Annotated in this window: 14 protein-coding genes; 8 read left to right on the top strand and 6 right to left on the bottom strand. The window is 70.7% G+C overall.

Annotation, left to right across the window (positions count from 1 at the left end; translation table 11 throughout):
- The first annotated feature begins 24 nt into the window (after positions 1–24).
- Positions 25–1,329: a M20/M25/M40 family metallo-hydrolase gene (locus tag DJ021_RS10960; protein WP_243625965.1), complete on the top strand. Its 1,305-nt coding sequence runs from the start codon at positions 25–27 to the stop codon at positions 1,327–1,329.
- Positions 1,330–1,446: 117 nt separating this feature from the next.
- On the opposite strand, the gene DJ021_RS10965 is transcribed toward DJ021_RS10960, so the two are convergent.
- The 6 genes from DJ021_RS10965 to DJ021_RS10990 all read right to left on the bottom strand — a co-directional run bounded on the left by DJ021_RS10965 (position 1,447) and on the right by DJ021_RS10990 (position 9,463).
- A complete protein-coding gene (locus DJ021_RS10965; RefSeq protein ID WP_111457582.1) occupies positions 1,447–4,215 on the bottom strand; it encodes a M14 family metallopeptidase in 2,769 nt (922 codons plus the stop codon).
- Positions 4,216–4,253: 38 nt separating this feature from the next.
- Entirely contained in the window at positions 4,254–6,212 is a 1,959-nt protein-coding gene (locus tag DJ021_RS10970) for an outer membrane protein assembly factor BamB family protein (RefSeq protein WP_111457583.1), read from the bottom strand.
- A complete protein-coding gene (locus DJ021_RS10975; RefSeq protein WP_111457584.1) occupies positions 6,209–6,538 on the bottom strand; it encodes a c-type cytochrome in 330 nt (109 codons plus the stop codon). The genes DJ021_RS10970 and DJ021_RS10975 overlap by 4 nt, the downstream gene beginning before the upstream one ends.
- Entirely contained in the window at positions 6,535–7,824 is a 1,290-nt protein-coding gene (locus DJ021_RS10980; protein WP_111457585.1) for an amidohydrolase family protein, read from the bottom strand. Before DJ021_RS10980 ends, DJ021_RS10975 begins: the two co-directional genes overlap by 4 nt.
- Positions 7,825–7,850: 26 nt before the next feature.
- Positions 7,851–8,048 (bottom strand): hypothetical protein, encoded by a 198-nt coding sequence (locus DJ021_RS10985; protein WP_111457586.1) that lies wholly within the window; start codon positions 8,046–8,048, stop codon positions 7,851–7,853.
- A 71-nt stretch (positions 8,049–8,119) separates the two neighbouring features.
- Positions 8,120–9,463, bottom strand: coding sequence for an alginate export family protein (locus DJ021_RS10990; protein ID WP_111457587.1), 1,344 nt, complete (start codon positions 9,461–9,463; stop codon positions 8,120–8,122).
- A gap of 200 nt (positions 9,464–9,663) precedes the next feature.
- Here DJ021_RS10990 and DJ021_RS10995 point away from each other — a divergent pair, with 200 nt between their 5' ends.
- From DJ021_RS10995 to DJ021_RS11025, 7 genes are all read left to right on the top strand, one after another.
- Positions 9,664–10,971 (top strand): M20/M25/M40 family metallo-hydrolase, encoded by a 1,308-nt coding sequence (locus DJ021_RS10995; protein WP_111457588.1) that lies wholly within the window; start codon positions 9,664–9,666, stop codon positions 10,969–10,971.
- A 113-nt stretch (positions 10,972–11,084) separates the two neighbouring features.
- A complete protein-coding gene (locus DJ021_RS11000; protein ID WP_111457589.1) occupies positions 11,085–11,576 on the top strand; it encodes a hypothetical protein in 492 nt (163 codons plus the stop codon).
- 139 nt (positions 11,577–11,715) lie between these two features.
- Positions 11,716–13,212 (top strand): CoA-acylating methylmalonate-semialdehyde dehydrogenase, encoded by a 1,497-nt coding sequence (locus DJ021_RS11005; protein ID WP_111457590.1) that lies wholly within the window; start codon positions 11,716–11,718, stop codon positions 13,210–13,212.
- Between the two features lie 121 nt (positions 13,213–13,333).
- Positions 13,334–13,900: a tetratricopeptide repeat protein gene (locus tag DJ021_RS11010; RefSeq protein WP_111457591.1), complete on the top strand. Its 567-nt coding sequence runs from the start codon at positions 13,334–13,336 to the stop codon at positions 13,898–13,900.
- Between the two features lie 52 nt (positions 13,901–13,952).
- On the top strand, positions 13,953–14,339 hold the full coding sequence (locus DJ021_RS11015) for a hypothetical protein (protein ID WP_111457592.1): 387 nt from the start codon (positions 13,953–13,955) through the stop codon (positions 14,337–14,339).
- Between the two features lie 63 nt (positions 14,340–14,402).
- Positions 14,403–15,254, top strand: coding sequence for a KPN_02809 family neutral zinc metallopeptidase (gene ypfJ / locus DJ021_RS11020; protein ID WP_111457593.1), 852 nt, complete (start codon positions 14,403–14,405; stop codon positions 15,252–15,254).
- A gap of 72 nt (positions 15,255–15,326) precedes the next feature.
- Positions 15,327–15,998: a spermidine synthase gene (locus DJ021_RS11025; protein ID WP_111457594.1), complete on the top strand. Its 672-nt coding sequence runs from the start codon at positions 15,327–15,329 to the stop codon at positions 15,996–15,998.
- The last annotated feature ends 9 nt before the right edge of the window (positions 15,999–16,007 follow it).

Here is a 16,007-nt window from a genome sequence, read left to right on the forward strand (position 1 = left end):
TCCCACCCACGAAGGGCCTTGAATATGAAACTCATCACCGGTGCGCTGATGTCGGCGCTCCTGGCCGGCGTGGCGCTGCCTGCGGCCGCGGCCGACCTTGCGCCGTCGAAGATCGCGCCCGCCACCTTGAGCAAGCTGAAGGCCCTGCAGGCGAGCGCCCAGTACAAGGTCGCCGCCGCCAAGCTGGACGCCGACTGGGACCGCACGATCCAGGACGTGGTCACGCTGACCGAGATTGAGGCCCCGCCGTTCAAGGAAGAGACCCGCGGCAAGGCCTATATGGAAATGCTCAAGGCCCACGGCCTGACCGACGTGCAGATGGACAAGGTCGGCAACGTCTACGGCTTCCGCAAAGGCGCCGGCGGCGGTCCGCTGCTGGTGATCACCGGCCACCTGGACACGGTCTTCCCGGCCGGCACCAACGTGAAGGTCAAGCACGACGGCGACAAGCTGTCTGCCCCCGGCATCGCCGACGACACCGCCAGCCTGGCGATGCTGCTGGCCTTCGCCCGGGCGATGGACGCGGCCAAGATCAAGACCAAGTCCGACATCATCTTCATGGGGGACGTCGGCGAAGAGGGGCAGGGCGACCTGCGCGGCATGCGCTACCTGTTCAGCGACAGCCCTCTGGCCAACCAGATCAAGTACTTCATCTCGTTCGAGCCGGGCCTCGACAGGGTGACCAACGGCGGCGTCGGCTCCAAGCGCTACCTCGCCACCTTCAAGGGTCCGGGCGGCCACAGCCTGGGCGCCTTCGGCATCGTCAACCCCTCCTATGCGCTGGGCAACTTCCTGGTGGAATTCGGCAAGACCAAGGTGCCGACCACCGCCCGCACGGTGTTCAACGTCGGCGTCATCAAGGGCGGCACGTCCGTCAACTCGATCCCGTTCGCCATGTCGGCCGAGATCGACATGCGCTCCGACGGCAAGGCCGAGCTGAAGGAAGTGGAGGACCGCTACCTGTCGATCCTGCCGGAAGCGGTCGCCAAGGAGAACGCCGATCGCTCCACCAAGAGCGGCCCGATCGTGCTCGAAAACAAGCTGATCGGCGACCGTCCGGTGGGCCAGACCGATCCGCAGTCGACCATCGTCCAGACCGCCGGCGCCTCGATGCTGGCCGGCGGCGTGCCGCCGAAGTTCACCTTCGGCTCGACCGACGCCAACATCCCGATGAGCCTGGGCAAGGAGGCGATCACTCTCGGCTCCGGCTTCAACGGCGCGCGCGGGCACTCGCTCGACGAGTACCTGGTCGTGAACCGCGAGACCCTCAAGTACATGAAGATCAACCTCGCCACCGTGCTCGCTCTCGCCGGTGCGGAGGTGCGCTGAACTCCCCTCTTCGGCGCATATGGAAAGGGCCCCGGGGGAAACCCCGGGGCCCTTTTTCGTGGCCGGATCCCATGACGATCGGCGCGCCCCACGGAGAGGGCGCGCCGTATGCCAGGCTCAGCCGCCGGCCGCCGCCGGGCCGTAGTAGATGGCGTTGAACAGGAACTTGTAGGTGCCGGCCGGCTGGGCCCGCTGGGTGACCTCCGGCCCCATCAGGAACACGTGGCCGCGGCCCACCGAGACGTCGAGGATGGCGTTCATGCCGTTCAGGTGCTCCTGGCCGAACGCCCAGCCGGACTTCAGCACCTTGTCGCCCTGGAACCAGGCCACCTTCGAGACGCCGGCGCCGACCGCCGGGCGGAAGATCGGGCTGTTGTCGTAGAAGACGCTGACGCTGGTCGGCATGCCGTAGGCCAGCGGCTGGCGGTTATCGACCGTGGCGGTCAGCAGGGCGCCCGGCGAATAGAAGGTGGTGCGCAGCATCGACTTGCCGGTCTTCGGGTCGATCATCCCGTCCTCCACCGGCAGCTTCAGCGGGGCGGCCAGGTAGTTCGAGCTGCCGATGGTCACCACGCTGCCGCCGGCCTTGGCGAAGGCGTCGACCTGGGCGGCGGTCTTCTCCGTCACCGAGCCCAGCCACGCGCGGTATTCCTTCGGGATCGACTGCGGATCGAATCCCTGCCGCTCGGTCTGGCTGGAGCGGACCACGCCCTGCGGCGGCCGGTAGGCGCCGTCGGTGAAGATCAGCACGTCGTACTTCGCCTTCAGCTTGCCGGCGTCCAGCTCCTGCGGATGCACCACGGTGTAGGGGAACTCGAACTGGTCGAAGATGAACCGCGTCCAGCCGGTGGGCATCAGCCCGCCGTAGAGGTCGACCAGGCCGATGCGCGGCGCCTTCAGCGCCAGGGCCTCGCCGGCCGGGGCCTTGTCCAGGGCGTGGGCGTTTAGGCCGAGCGTCTTCACGGCCGCCTCGACCACCCTGCGGGAGGTCGGCGTGGCCGGGACCCACAGCGTGCCGGGCGCCAGCGTCGCGCCGTCGATCGTCACCGGAGTCTTCAGCCAGGAGACCTTCGCGCCGGCCTTCATCAGCCGGTTGGTGAGGGTGAAGGCGTTGTTCGGCGCGTGGCTGATCAGCCAGCCGGCCTGGCCGGCGCCGTCGATCCGGCCCGACGGCGGGGCGATCTCGTCGGGCAGGGTCTGGAAGGGACCGGAGAAGCCGTCCAGCACGCGGTCGAAGCGCAGGCCGTTCTGGAAGGCCAGGGTGTAGCCGGTGATGTCGTGCGGCTGCTGCGGCGGGCCGCCGGGGTACTCGAAGTCGTTCGGGTGGTCCTGCGGCTCGAACATGTCGACGATGTGCGGCCGGTAGGCCTGGGCGGTCATCACCACGAACGAGCCGGCCGGATACGACTTGCCGGCCACGGTGAAGGGGGCGGTCGCCCGCTGCACCTCGACGCCGGCGCGGATCAGGGCGTTGACGAACTCCACGGCGCTCGGCAGGTCGGGCTGGTCGGCGGAGATCACGTAGCCGCGGGCGTCGCGCCGGGCGGGGTCCTGCAGCACGGTCTTGTAGAGGCTCGGATCCAGCTCCTTGCCGAGCACCGGGTGGCCGCCGCCGCGGCGGGTGATCGTCCCGTCGTCGCCGCCGGCCTTGCGCAGGGCGTCGATCCGGCTGGCGCTGACCGTCCAGTTGTCGCGGCTGCCGCGCTCGATGGAGTTCTTGCCCATGCGGTAGATGTTGAACAGCAGCCGGTCGCGGTTGCGGGAGGCGTAGTCCAGCACCGCGTTGTTCATGCTGAGCTCGTAGTCGATCGACTGGCTCATGTGCCAGAGCTGCGGCGGCACGGGCATCGGCTCGTCGGAGCGCGGCAGCTGCGCGCCGGCGATCAGCGGCAGCTCCTCGGGCGTCGGCCCGCCGATGATCTCCGTCAGGATGCCGACGGTGTTGTGGAAGTAGGAGCTGGTGCGCTCGTTGCCGTTGTACCAGGTCGAGTAGTTGGCGGCGCTGCGCATCGCCGAGCCGGGCTTGCCCTCGGTGATCAGCCGGCTGTGGATGGCCGTCCCGGTCTCCTCCAGGGCGGTCATGATCAGCGGGTCGTAGTTGTAGTTGAAGGGGTCGCGGAACGGCGGAATGAACACCACCATCCCCGGCGGCCCCGGCTGGTGGTGGTTGTAGATGATCTGGGGGTGCCACTGGCGGTAGAACACCCGCGTCAGGTTGGTGGTCTCGACCTGGGCGATGCGGAAGTAGTCGCGGTTGTTATCGTGGCCGATGTAGCGGTTGTAGAGGTAGGGCAGGGACTCGAACTCGCGGGCCTTGGGGTCCGGGTTGCGCATGTACCAGTTGGCGATCTGCTCCTGGCCGTCGGGGTTGGCCTCGCCGAACAGGATGATGACGTCGTCCAGGAAGCGCATGGCCTCCGGGTCGGTCCGGCTGACCATGCTGTAGATGCCCTGCAGCAGGGCCTGGGCGTGGATGCTCTCCGAGGCGTGCATGCCGCCGTCGATCCAGATGACCGCCTTGCCTTCCTTGGCCAGCGCCCGGGCCTGGTCGTCGGTGAGGTCCTTGGCCTGCGCCAGCCGTTCGGCGATCGACCGGTACTTCTCGAGGTTCCTGATGTTCTCCGGCGAGGAGACGATCATCATGTACTGGCTGCGGCCGAACCCGGACTTGCCGATCTCCACCAGCTTGGTGCGGTCGGACTCCTTGGCGAGGGTCTTCAGATAGGCCTCGGCCTGGGTGTAGTTGGCCAGGAAGTAGTCCTCGCCGATGGCGTGGCCGAACGCCTGCTGCGGGGTGGTGATGTTCGGCAGGTTCTGGCCGGCGGCCGGCGCGGCCAGGGACAGCAGCGCGCAGGCTGCGGCCGCGGCCATCAGGGAAGTACGCATCTTCGATCTCACTTTCTGGAACGCGGCGGGCGGACGGCTCAGGTCTGGCCGGCGGGCTTGGGATCTTGGGGCAGCGGCGGCGCGCCGAGGCGGAAGGCCACCAGGCCCGCGTCGACGCCGGCCCCGTTGGCGATGACGATGACCTGCGCGCCGTCGCGGGCGCGGAAGGTCATCGGGTTGGAGACGTTCTTGAACGGCAGCGGCGTGCGCCAGACCTCCGCCCCGGTCTTCTTGTCGAAGGCGTAGAACCAGCTGTCGCCGCCGCCGGCGAACAGCAGGGTGCGGGTCACCAGCACCCCGCCGCCGTTGATCGCCGTGCCGAGCCGGGCCGGCAGGGCGACGCCCTTCAGCAGCGGATGCTTGCGGATCGCCGTCGCGCCCTCGCCGATCGGGACCTGCCAGGCGATGTCGCCAGTGTTCAGGTCATAGGCGGTGATGGTCGAATAGGGCGGCTTGATCAGCGGCAGGCCGCCCGGCAGCGTGGTCGACCGCGGACGGCCGAAGGCCGCGTGCCAGGGCGCGCTCACATACTTGTCGCCGCCGGTGTTGGCCCCGACCGCGGTGACGCTGATGGTGTTGGTGCCGCGGACGTAGAGATAGCCGCTCTCCGGATCGACCGAGGCGCCGCTCCAGTTGCCGCCGCCCACGTTCGAGGGCCGCTGCAGCGACCCGCCGAGGCTCTGCGGGTTGAACACCGGCCCCATGCGGAAGGTCTGCAGTTGGGCCTGGGCCAGCGCCTTGATCTGCGGCGTCAGGTCGTTGGCGTCCTCCAGCGTGACGCCCTGCGGCACGAACGGCGGCGGGCGGCTGGGGAAGGGCTGCGTCGGGCTGAGGTGCTCGCCGGGGATGTCGGTGTCGGTGGGCACCGGCCGCTCGACGATCGGCCACACCGGCGCGCCGGTGACCCGGTCGAAGACGTAGGTGAAGCCCTGCTTGGTGACCTGCGCCACCGCGTCGATCCGCCGGCCGCCGACCTTGATGGTCAGCAGGTTCGGCTGGGCCGGGGTGTCGTAGTCCCAGACCCCGTGGTGGACGAACTGGAACCACCAGCGGAGCTTGCCGGTCGCGGCCTCCAGGCAGACCAGGGACTCCCCGAACAGGCCGGCGCCGGGGCGGCCGCCGCCGTAGAAGTCGTTGGTGGGGGTGCTGACCGGCAGGTAGATCAGCCCGCGGGCCTCGTCCGCCGACATCGGCGCCCAGACGTTGGCGTGGCCGGTCCCGGCCCAGGAGCCGTTCTCCCAGGTCTCGGCGCCGGCGGCGTCGGCCGCCTGCGGGATGGTCTGGAACACCCAGAGCGGCTTGCCGGTGCGCGCGTCGAAGGCCTGCACGGCGCCGACGTTCGGCTTGTCCAGGGACTCGTGGTCGAAGATCGAGCCGCCGACGATGACGATGTCCCCGACCACCAGCGGCGGCGAGCTGCGGTACTCGTATGTGGGATTGGCGAGCGCCTTGGCGAGGCTCGTGCCGTCGTCCAGCGCCACCCGGCCGCCGATCCCGAAGCCGGGCGTCGGCTGGCCGGTGCGGGCGTCCAGGCTGAAGAGGCCCGAGCGGCTGGCGGCGAAGATCCGCAGCTTGCCGCCGTCGCGCCAGGCGGCCAGGCCGCGGTGCTTGTAGCCGCTGGCGACCACCAGCTCGCCGAGCTTGTTGGCGCCGGTCTCGAAGCGCCACAGCTCCTTGCCGGTGACCGCGTCGAGGGCGGCGACGTTGGCGTAGGCGGTGCTGGTGAACAGCAGGCCGTCGATCACCAGCGGCACGGATTCGAACAGCGTCGGCTGCGACTTGTACTCCGCCGACGGCTGGTCGAACTGCGTCCACCGCCAGGCGACGCCCAGCTTGGAGACGTTGCGGGCGTCGATCTGGTCGAGGGCCGAATACTTCGAGCCGCCCTGGTCGCCGGCGTAGTAGCGCCACTCGACCTCGCGGCCGGCCGCCGCGCCGGCGCGGGGCCAGGCGGTGGCCAGGGCCGCCACCGAGGCGAAGAAGCCGCGCCGGTTCATCGCGGCGCTCCGGAGCGCAGGAACGCCGCGACCGCGTCGATCTCGGCGTCGCTGATCTGGCCGGCGGAGAAGGCCGGCATCTCGCCGCGGCCGTCACGCACCGTCGCCTCGACCAGCTCGTTGTCGTACTCGAACGGCCGGGGCAGGCGCACCACCGGCGTCCGGCCGACCTCTCCGTGGCAGCCGGCGCAGACCCGCTGGAACACGGCCGCCCCCGGGCCGGGATCCTGCTGGATGGCGGCCTGGGCCGAGACCGCGGCCAGCACGCTCACGCCATAGCCTGCGACGAGGCAGGCCCAGGCAGACCAGTCGCCGCGCGGCTTCATCCGCCGACCTTCGGCTTGGGCGCCTGCGGCTCGCGGGTCAGGATGTTGGCGAGGTCCGACGGCGGCTCGTTCTTGTAGACCCGGCCGCCCTTCATCACGAAGACCACCCGCTCGAGGGTGCGGATCTTGGTCAGCGGATCGTCGACCACCGCGATGAGGTCGGCCTCCATGCCGGGCGCGATCGAACCGGTGACCTTGTCCAGCCGCACGGCCTCGGCGGTGCGCGAGGTGGCGTTGACGATGGCGTCCATCGGCTTCTGGCCGTTCTCGACGCGCCAGATGATCTCCTGGGCGTTGAAGCCCTCCGCCCCGGCGGTGGCGTCGCTGCCGTTGATGATCTTCAGGCCGGGGATGGCGATGAACCGCCGCCACTTGGTCTTGTTGAGCTCGACGTTGCCCCGCATGTAGGCGAAGGCCTCGGGGGTGTAGTTCCCGGTGCCCAGGTAGCGGTCCATGTTCTTCATGTAGTTGGGCTGGACGAGGCCGAAGGTCGGCTCCATCCAGGTGCCGCGCTTGGCCAGCAGCCGCAGGGTGTCGTCGGTCACCAGCTGGCCGTGGGTGACGGTGTGGCAGTTGCTCAGCGAGGCGTTGCGCACCGCCGCGTCGGCGTGGGCATGGACCCAGGTCAGCATGCCCAGCTTGTTGGCCTCGTCGCAGGCCGCCGCCAGCTGTTCGTTGCTCCAGGTCTGGTCGCCGCCGTCGCGGATCGAGCGGGTGACGATCAGCTTGATCAGGTCGACGCCCTTGGCCGCCTGGGCGCGGACCTGGGCGCGGATCTCGTCGGGCGTCTTGTCCAGGCTGGTGGAGTCGGTGAGCGGATTGCCGCTGGTCAGCAGCCGTGGGCCGGCCAGCCGGCCGCGGTTGATCGCGTCGCGCACCGGGATGTCGGTGTCGGCGCCGATGCTCTGGATGGTAGTGAACCCGCCCATCAGCGCCACGTAGGCGTTCTCGGCGGTGTACATGGCGATATCGGCGGCGCTCTCGCCCTTGCCGTTGGAGGCCTTGCCGTCCTTGCCGAAGTGGGTGCCGATGTGGACGTGGGTGTCCATCAGGCCGGGCAGCACGGTCATCTTGCCGAAGTCGTAGGTCACCGGGCCGGTGAAGCCCGGCTGCAGCTTGACGATCTTCGAGCCCTCGACCGTCAGGGTGACGTTGTGGGCGACCCCGCCCTTGCCGTCGATGAGCTCGCCGGCGCGGATGGTGATGGCCTGGGCGTCGGCGCCCGCCACCGCGGCGGCCCAGACGACCGTGCCGAGCAGCGCGGCCTTCAGCTTGCGGATGAACACGTGGTCTCCCCCTTCTCGATTTATGCTCAGCGTCCGCCGGCGACGGGGCCGTAAAGGACGCTGTTGAACGGCAGCTTGAAGGTCCCGTGCGGCTGTCCGCGCTGGAGGACCTCCTGGCCCAGGGCCTCCTTCGGGGTGGTGATGTGCGGGGCCGCCAGCGAGGTCCCCGCGGCGACGCTGACGACGGCCGCTGCGGCCGCCCCCAGCAGCAGACTGCGCTTCATACGCCCCACGACCCCTACCCCCACAGTATCGGACAGGGAACGGTGGGCGCGGCACCTGACACGAAGCTGTCTCAGAATCGGGCGGTGAGCTGCAGGCGGCCGTAGGTGGAATCCTTGCCGCCCGCCGCGGTGACGCCGTCGCCGGTGAGGGCGCGGACGACGGAGGCGTAGAGCTCCAGGTTGCGGGCCAGGGCGACCCGCGCGCTGGCCTGCAGCAGCACGGCGGTCAGGCGGCCGTGGCCGGTGGAGCCCTCCAGCGGCTTGCCCCCGCCGTAGACGGCGTCGCCAGTGGCGTAGCGGCCGACCAAGTAGGCGGCGGCGCCCAGCTCCGCCGGCCCGAACCGCGCCGCGCCTTCGCCGGCCACCGCGACGTAGTTGGTCTGGTGCAGGAAGGGCGCGTCCGACAGGCCGTAGCTGTTGGGGTAGATCGGATCGAAGGTGCCGATTCGGCCGTCGCCGGCGCGCCGGTCGCCGCTGGCGAAGGCGGCGAGCCCGCCCAGCCGCGGTGAATGCGGCGCGGCGAAGGTGAAACCGGCGCCGGCCGCGCCGCCCGCCGCGCTGATCGGCTGGCCTTCGATCCGGCCCCACTGGTAGGCCGCCTGCGCGTACATATCCCAGCCGTCGGCCCGCCGGGCGTAGCGCACGCCGGCCGTGCGCCGGCGCTCGCGCCCACTCAGATCGGCGAACCTGGCGTCGGCCCGCGCGCGGTCAAACAGGAAGAGGGTGGTCAGGCCGGGGCCCCGGCGCGGCAGGTCGAGCGAGGCGCCGGTGAACAGCTCCGTGGCGCTGGCCCGGTCGTCGAAGGCGTAGCGGCGGACCTCGACCGGCCGGAAACGGAACACGATGAGGCGCGCGCCGGCCCAGGTGGCCGCCAGCTGCGCCCCATCGAAGCTGCGGCGGACGTTGGCCCCATCGCGGGTGGTGACGAGGCGGTTGTCCGAGAGGTCGATCTCCTGGCGGCCGAGCCGCGCCACCAGGGCCATGTCGCCGATGCGGGCGGGCAGGTCGACGAACAGCTGCGGCACGTCCAGCTCGTCCTCGTCCTGGGCGCGCGGCCCCGGCTCGCGGCCTTCCTCGGCGACCGCGCCCAGCTGGGCGAACACGCGCAGGCCGCCCGGCGTCTGCAGGTCGGCGTCGATCAGGGCGCGGCGGCTGATCTGCAGGTAGCTGGGCGCGCCCGCGATGCCGAAGTCGGAGGCGTCGATGCTCTCGATTCGCAGGCGGGCCTCACCGCCCAGCGTCAGCCAGGCGTCCCCCGCCAGGGGGATGTAGCGCAGGCGATCGACGCCGGTGCGCGTCTGCGTGGCCAGATTTTCGCAATCGTCCTGCCAGCGGATCGGCTGCGGTCGGCAGGTCTCGGCCGCCGCCGCTGTGGCGAGCCCCATGCCGAGGCCGGCGTAAAGGGCAAGCGCCACGCGACCGCTTCCGCGGCGTACCGATATCTTACGCACTAAACCCGCCCCCCGGCTGACCTCGCGAAGTCTATACGATCTTTGCTGACAGCGGCCTGACACGTGGACGCGCTGCTGACAGTTCCGTGTCAGGAAACCGGCGGTTGATCCTCGCGCGGTCGGACTCGCGGGGGGTCCGCCAAGATATTCGGGCAGGGGTTTCGATGACGACCAGGACCTTCCAAGCGGGCGCGAGCGCGCTGGCGCTGATGCTGAGTCTGGCGCTGGCGGCGCCGGCCGCCGCCGAGACGGCCTCGCCGGCCGCCACGGCGACCGTGAAGCGGATCATGGCCAGCCCCGGCTACAAGGCCGCGGTCGCCGCCCTGGACAAGGACCACGAGCGCTGGGTCAGCGACATCATCACCCTGACCGAGATCCCGGCGCCGTCGTTCAAGGAGGCCACGCGGGCCAAGGCCTATCTTGAGATGCTTCGCGCCGAAGGCCTGACCGACCTGGAGATCGACCCGGAAGGCAACGCCATGGGCGTGCGCAAGGGCACGGCGGGCGGCGGCCCGGTGGTCGTTGTGGCGGCCCACCTGGACACCGTCTTCCCGGAGGGGACCAACGTGAAGGTCCGGCGCGAGGGCGATCGGCTCTATGCGCCGGGCGTCGGCGACGACGTCACCGGCCTGGCCACCCTGCTCACCGTCGTGCGCGCCATGAACGCCGCGGGCATCAAGACCAAGAGCGACATCGTGTTCATGGGCAATGTCGGCGAGGAGGGGCTCGGCGACCTGCGCGGGGTCCGCTACTTCTTCACCAAGGGCAAGTACAAGGACCGCACCAAGGCCTTCTTCTCGCTGGACGGCGGCGGCGTCGACGACGTGACGACCGGCGGGACCGGCTCCAAGCGCTATCGGGTGACCTTCAAGGGCCCGGGCGGCCACAGCTACGGCGCGTTCGGCATCGTCAACCCGATGTCGGCCATGTCCAGGGCGGTGGACAACTTCTACCTGACCCAGGTCCCCACCAAGCCGAAGACCACCTACAGCGCCAGCGTGGTCGGCGGCGGCACCTCGGTGAACTCCATCCCCCGCGAGGTGTGGATGGAGTTCGACATGCGCTCCGAGGACACGGGCGAGCTCGCCAAGGTCGAGAAGAGCCTGCTGAAGTCGATCGCCGACGGCGTCGACGCCGAGAACGCGGCTCGCTCCACGGCCGTCGGCAAGATCACCTACGAGGCCAAGCTGGTGGGCGATCGCCCGGCCGGCGCGACCGACCCCAAGAGCGACCTCGTCCAATACGCCACCGCGGCGTTCGGCGGGGCCGGCGGAGTGAAGTACGGGATCGGCTCTTCGGATTCCAACATCCCGATGAGCCTCGGCATCCCGGCGATCACCACCTCGCGGGTGGCGGTGACCGACCGCACGCACTCGGTCGATGAGTGGGTCGAGGTGACCAAGGCCCCGAACGTGCAGGTGAAGGCCGCCAACCTCGTCACCATCCTGGCGATCGCCGGGCCGTCGAAATGAAGGCTGCGGCAGGGGCGGGCCGCGCCGGCCAGACCCTGCCGGCCCGACCCTGCCGACGTCGCGCGGACGTCGCAAATCTCGCGTCCAATACCCTCTGAGCAACGGAGACATTAGTGCGTCATCGTGGACTTGAGATCATCCCGGAGTCCGAGCTGGTCGAGGCGATCGCCCGGACGCCGACGGACCATTATGTGATCTGGACGGGGGAGCCCTGCGGCAGCCAGGCCGGCTCCCTGCGCTCCCGCGCGCTGGCCTGCGTCGACGAGGTGGCCCGGCCGGTGCCGCTGCGCGACGTCATCCGGCGTGCGGCCAAGTTCGAAGGCGGCCTGGGGCTCAATCCCGACGCGGTGCGCAACGCCGTGCGCATGCACCAGTGCGCGCGGCCGGCGGTCTACCTGCTGGTGACGCGGCTCACCTCCGGAGCCTTCGCGGCGGTGGCCGACATCCCGTTTCCCTCCGGCGGCCGCCGGCGGCTGGCGCCCGGCGACCTGGTGATGGACGCGCAGGGGCTGCTGCTGCTCGCCGACGACGTCCGGGCCGACGCGGCGACGCCCGGCGGCTGGGTCGGCGGACGGTTCGCCGAGCGGCGGGTCGCGGCCCGCTAGGCCGGCCAGTCTTCAGGACCAGGTAAGGCACCCGACGGGGATCACGCGGCGGTCCGGCCAAGCCATCGAGCGCGCAAGAAGCCAATTCCGGAGGGTCGCGCGGAGTGATAGCGCTGGGCCAAACGAATAGGATCTTGCCATGCGCGACATCACCCACTTCATCGACGGCGCGGCCGTCGCGGGGACGTCCGGCCGGTTCGGCGACGTCTTCAACCCCAACACCGGCGAGGTGCAGGCCCGCGTGGCCCTGGCCAGCGCCGCCGAGCTGGACGCTGCGGTGGCCGCCGCCGTGCGCGCCCAGCAGGTCTGGGCCCTGGCCAATCCGCAGCGGCGGGCCCGGGTCATGTTCGACTTCAAGCGGCTGGTCGAAGCCAACATGAACGAGCTGGCCGAGCTGCTCTCCTCCGAGCACGGCAAGGTGATCGCCGACTCCAAGGGCGACCTCCAGCGCGGCCTGGAAGTCATCGAGTTCGCCTGCGGCATCCCGCATGCCCTGAAGGGCGAGTACACCGAGGGCGCCGGGCCCGGCATCGACGTCTATTCCATGCGCCAGCCGCTGGGCGTGGCGGCCGGCATCACCCCGTTCAACTTCCCGGCGATGATCCCGATGTGGATGTTCGGCATCGCCATCGCGGTCGGCAACGCCTTCATCCTGAAGCCTTCGGAGAAGGACCCCAGCGTGCCGGTGCGCCTGGCCGAGCTGATGATGGAGGCCGGGGCGCCGAAGGGCGTGCTGAACGTGGTGCACGGCGACAAGGCGGCAGTGGACGCCATCCTCGACCACCCCGACATCAAGGCGGTCAGCTTCGTCGGCTCCTCCGACATCGCCCACTACGTCTATTCGCGGGGCGCCGCGGCCGGGAAGCGCGTCCAGGCCATGGGCGGGGCCAAGAACCACGGCGTCATCCTGCCCGACGCCGACATCGACCAGGCGGTGAAGGACATCTCCGGCGCCGCGTTCGGCTCGGCCGGCGAGCGCTGCATGGCGCTGCCGGTGGTGGTGCCGGTGGGCCAGAAGACCGCCGAGGTGTTCCGCGAGAAGATGCTGGCCGAGATCGAGACCCTGAAGGTCGGCGTCTCCACCGACGCGGCCGCGCAGTACGGCCCGGTGGTCTCCGCCGCCCATCGCCAGAAGATCGCCGACTACATCCAGCTGGGCGTCGACGAGGGCGCCGAGCTGGTGGTCGACGGGCGGGGCTTCAACCTGCAGGGCTACGAGCAGGGCTTCTTCATGGGGCCGTCGCTGTTCGACCAGGTGAAGCCGGGCATGCGGACCTACCAGGAGGAGATCTTCGGCCCGGTCCTGCAGATCGTCCGCGCCGGGACCTTCGAGGAGGCGGTGCGGCTGCCGTCCGAGCACCCTTACGGCAACGGCGTGGCGATTTTCACCCGCAACGGCCGCGCCGCGCGCGAGTTCGCCGCCAAGGTCAACGTCGGCATGGTCGGCATCAACGTGCCGATCCCGGTGCCGGTCGCCTATCACACCTTCGGCGGCTGGAAGCGCTCGGCGTTCGGCGACACCAACCAGCACGGCATGGAAGGCGTGAAGTTCTACACCAAGGTGAAGACCGTCACCGCCCGCTGGCCCGAGGGCCTCTCCGAGGACTCCGCCTTCGTCATCCCGACCATGGGGTAGGCGACGCCTCGGGCTGGGCGCGGCGCTGGCGTTGACAACCCGGCCCGGACGGCGCGATTCTTTCAGATAGCGCCGGTACGCGGCCGCTCTCCGCGCCGCGGCCGCGCCGGTGGAGCAAGCCATGGTCAAGAAGCTTGTGGGAAGCCTGGGCGTGGCGGCGGCCCTGGGCGCCCTGGCGATTGCGGGCGAGGCCCGCGCCGCCGTGACGGTGATCGGCGGCGGCCAGGCCGAGGCCTGTTCCCGCGCGGCGATCGCCGGCAAGTCCGACGCCCGGTTCGACCAGCTCTGCACCGACGCCCTGGAGACCGAGGTGCTCAGCCCCCGCGACCGCGCCGGCACCTATGTGAACCGCGGCGTCTTCAAGCTGCGGCGGCTGAAGTTCGACGATGCGGTCCACGACTTCGACCTGGCGGTCGGGACCAAGCCCGACCTCGGCGAGGCCTATGTGAACCGCGGCGCCGCGGCGGTCGGCGCGCACCGCTACGCCCAGGGCCTGGCCGACCTCAACCGGGCGATCGCCCTGGGATTGGATGAGCCGGCCAAGGCCTACTACAACCGCGCCCTGGCCTACGAGGGCCTCGACGACATGAAGGCGGCCTACTTCGACTACCAGAAGGCGGTCGAGCTCAGCCCCGACTGGCCGCCGCCGCGGGAACAGCTGACGCGTTTCACCGTCACCCACCGCTAGCCGCGGGCGCGCGCCGACCCCATCTCTTGGAGGCTGGGCTGGAGACCTGTGAATGCGCGCCGCCATCGCCTTGCTGATCGTCTTCGCCGCCGCGGCCCCGGCCGCCGCCCAGGACCTGTCCGGCCGCTACAACGCCCTGCAGGCGCAGAGCACGGCGGACCTCGCCCGCTACAACAACCTCGCCGCCCTGCAGGAGATGCAGCGCCAGCGCGACATCGCCCAGCAGAACCAGATGACGACGCTGGACGCGCAGCTGCGCACCGAACGGGGCCTGGCCGACGTCCGCGCCCAGAGCTACACGCCGATCATCCCGGTCCCGGCCTACGTCCCGGGCATGCCGCTCCCCAATATCGACACCAGCCAGTTGGTCTCCATCCCCGACGCCGCCCTGGCCGACTCCAACCGGCGGGTGAAGGAAGCGGCCGCCAACCGCCGCTGAGCCGGACGGAGCGCGACCGCCTCGGCCGCGTTATGCCCTCGACCTGACACGAGGGGAGGCCCCATGCGCTGGCTTGGCGGACAGCAGTCCGGAAACATCGAAGACCGTCGCGGCCTTGGGCCCGTCGGCGTCGGCGGCCTGGGCGCCGGCGGCGTGGTCCTGGCGCTGATCGGCTATTTCGTGTTCGGGATCGATCCCTCGACCACGATGAGCGTCGTGAACGGCGCGGCGCCGGCCCAGCAGGAACAGCAGGGCGTCCGCGGCAAGGTGGCCGACCAGCAGGGCCAGTTCGTCGACGTCGTCGCCACCTCGGTCGACCAGGTCTGGACGCAGATCTTCCGCCAGCGGGGCGAGACCTACCGGCCGCCCGCCGCCGAGGTGCTCTACGACCAGTCCACCGTCACCGGCTGCGGCCTCGGCCAGTCGGCGATGGGGCCGTTCTATTGTCCGCAGGACCAGAAGGTCTATCTCGACCTCGCCTTCTGGCAGGAGCTGGAGACCCGCTTCGGCGCCCAGGGCGAGGCGGCGCGCGCCTACGTCATCGCCCACGAGATGGGCCACCACGTACAGAACCTGCTGGGCGAGATGGACCAGGCCCAGCGGATGGGCGCGCGCGGCGCGGCCAGCGGCTCGGTGCGGCTGGAGCTGCAGGCCGACTGCTACGCCGGCGTCTGGGTGGCCCACGCCCCGGAAGTCTCCGGCGGCCAGGTGGCGCTCGATCCCAAGGACGTGGAGGACGGCCTGCGCGCCGCCGCCGCGGTCGGCGACGACACCCTGCAGAAGGAGACCAGCGGCCGCGTCGTGCCCGACAGCTTCACCCACGGCACCTCGGCCCAGCGCATGCGCTGGTTCCGCAACGGCGTCACCACCGGCGACCCGGCCGCCTGCGACACCTTCAACGCCGCGCAGCTGTAAGGGGCGGGGACCCCGGCCGCCGATCTGCTAGATAGGCGCCCCGTCTTTCCACGAGCGCCGAGACCGCCATCGATGATCCCCTGGGTCCACCTGGACAGCGCCAAGATCCCCGGCGGCGGCGAGTTGCGGCTGATGCGGCGGGGCGCCGAGTTCTCGATCATGTCGGGCTCGATCGAGCTGATGAACAGCCGGCTCAGCGGCTCGGAGAAGGCGCTCGCCACCCTGTCCGGGGATCGCATTCGCGGCCGGGCCGGGCCGCAGGTGCTGATCGGCGGCCTCGGCATGGGCTTCACCCTGCGCGCCGCCCTGGCCGACCTGCCGGCCGATTCCGGCGTGGTGGTCGCCGAGCTGGTGCCGGCGGTGGTGGCCTGGGCGCGGGGCGAGATGGCGCACATCTTCGACGGCAGTCTCGACGACCCGCGGGTGACCGTGCGCGAGGGCGATGTGGCCGAGGCGATCGGGGCGGGGCGGGCGGCCTATGACGCCATCCTGCTGGACGTCGACAACGGCCCCGGCGGCCTCAATCGCGACGCCAACGACGGCCTCTATTCGGCCGGCGGCCTCGGCGCGGCGCGTCGCGCGCTGCGGGCCGGTGGGGTGCTGGCGGTGTGGTCGGCGGGCCCCGACGCCGGCTTCGCCCAGCGGCTGCGCAAGGCCGGCTTCGGCGTGGAGGAGGTCGCCGTCCGCGCCACCGGCGGCCGCCGCGGCGCGCGGCACGTGATCTGGCTGGCCGTGGCCCCTTAGGATGGGCGC

The sequence above is a fragment of the Phenylobacterium hankyongense genome (genome assembly GCF_003254505.1).
GTDB classification, from domain to species: Bacteria; Pseudomonadota; Alphaproteobacteria; order Caulobacterales; family Caulobacteraceae; genus Phenylobacterium; species Phenylobacterium hankyongense.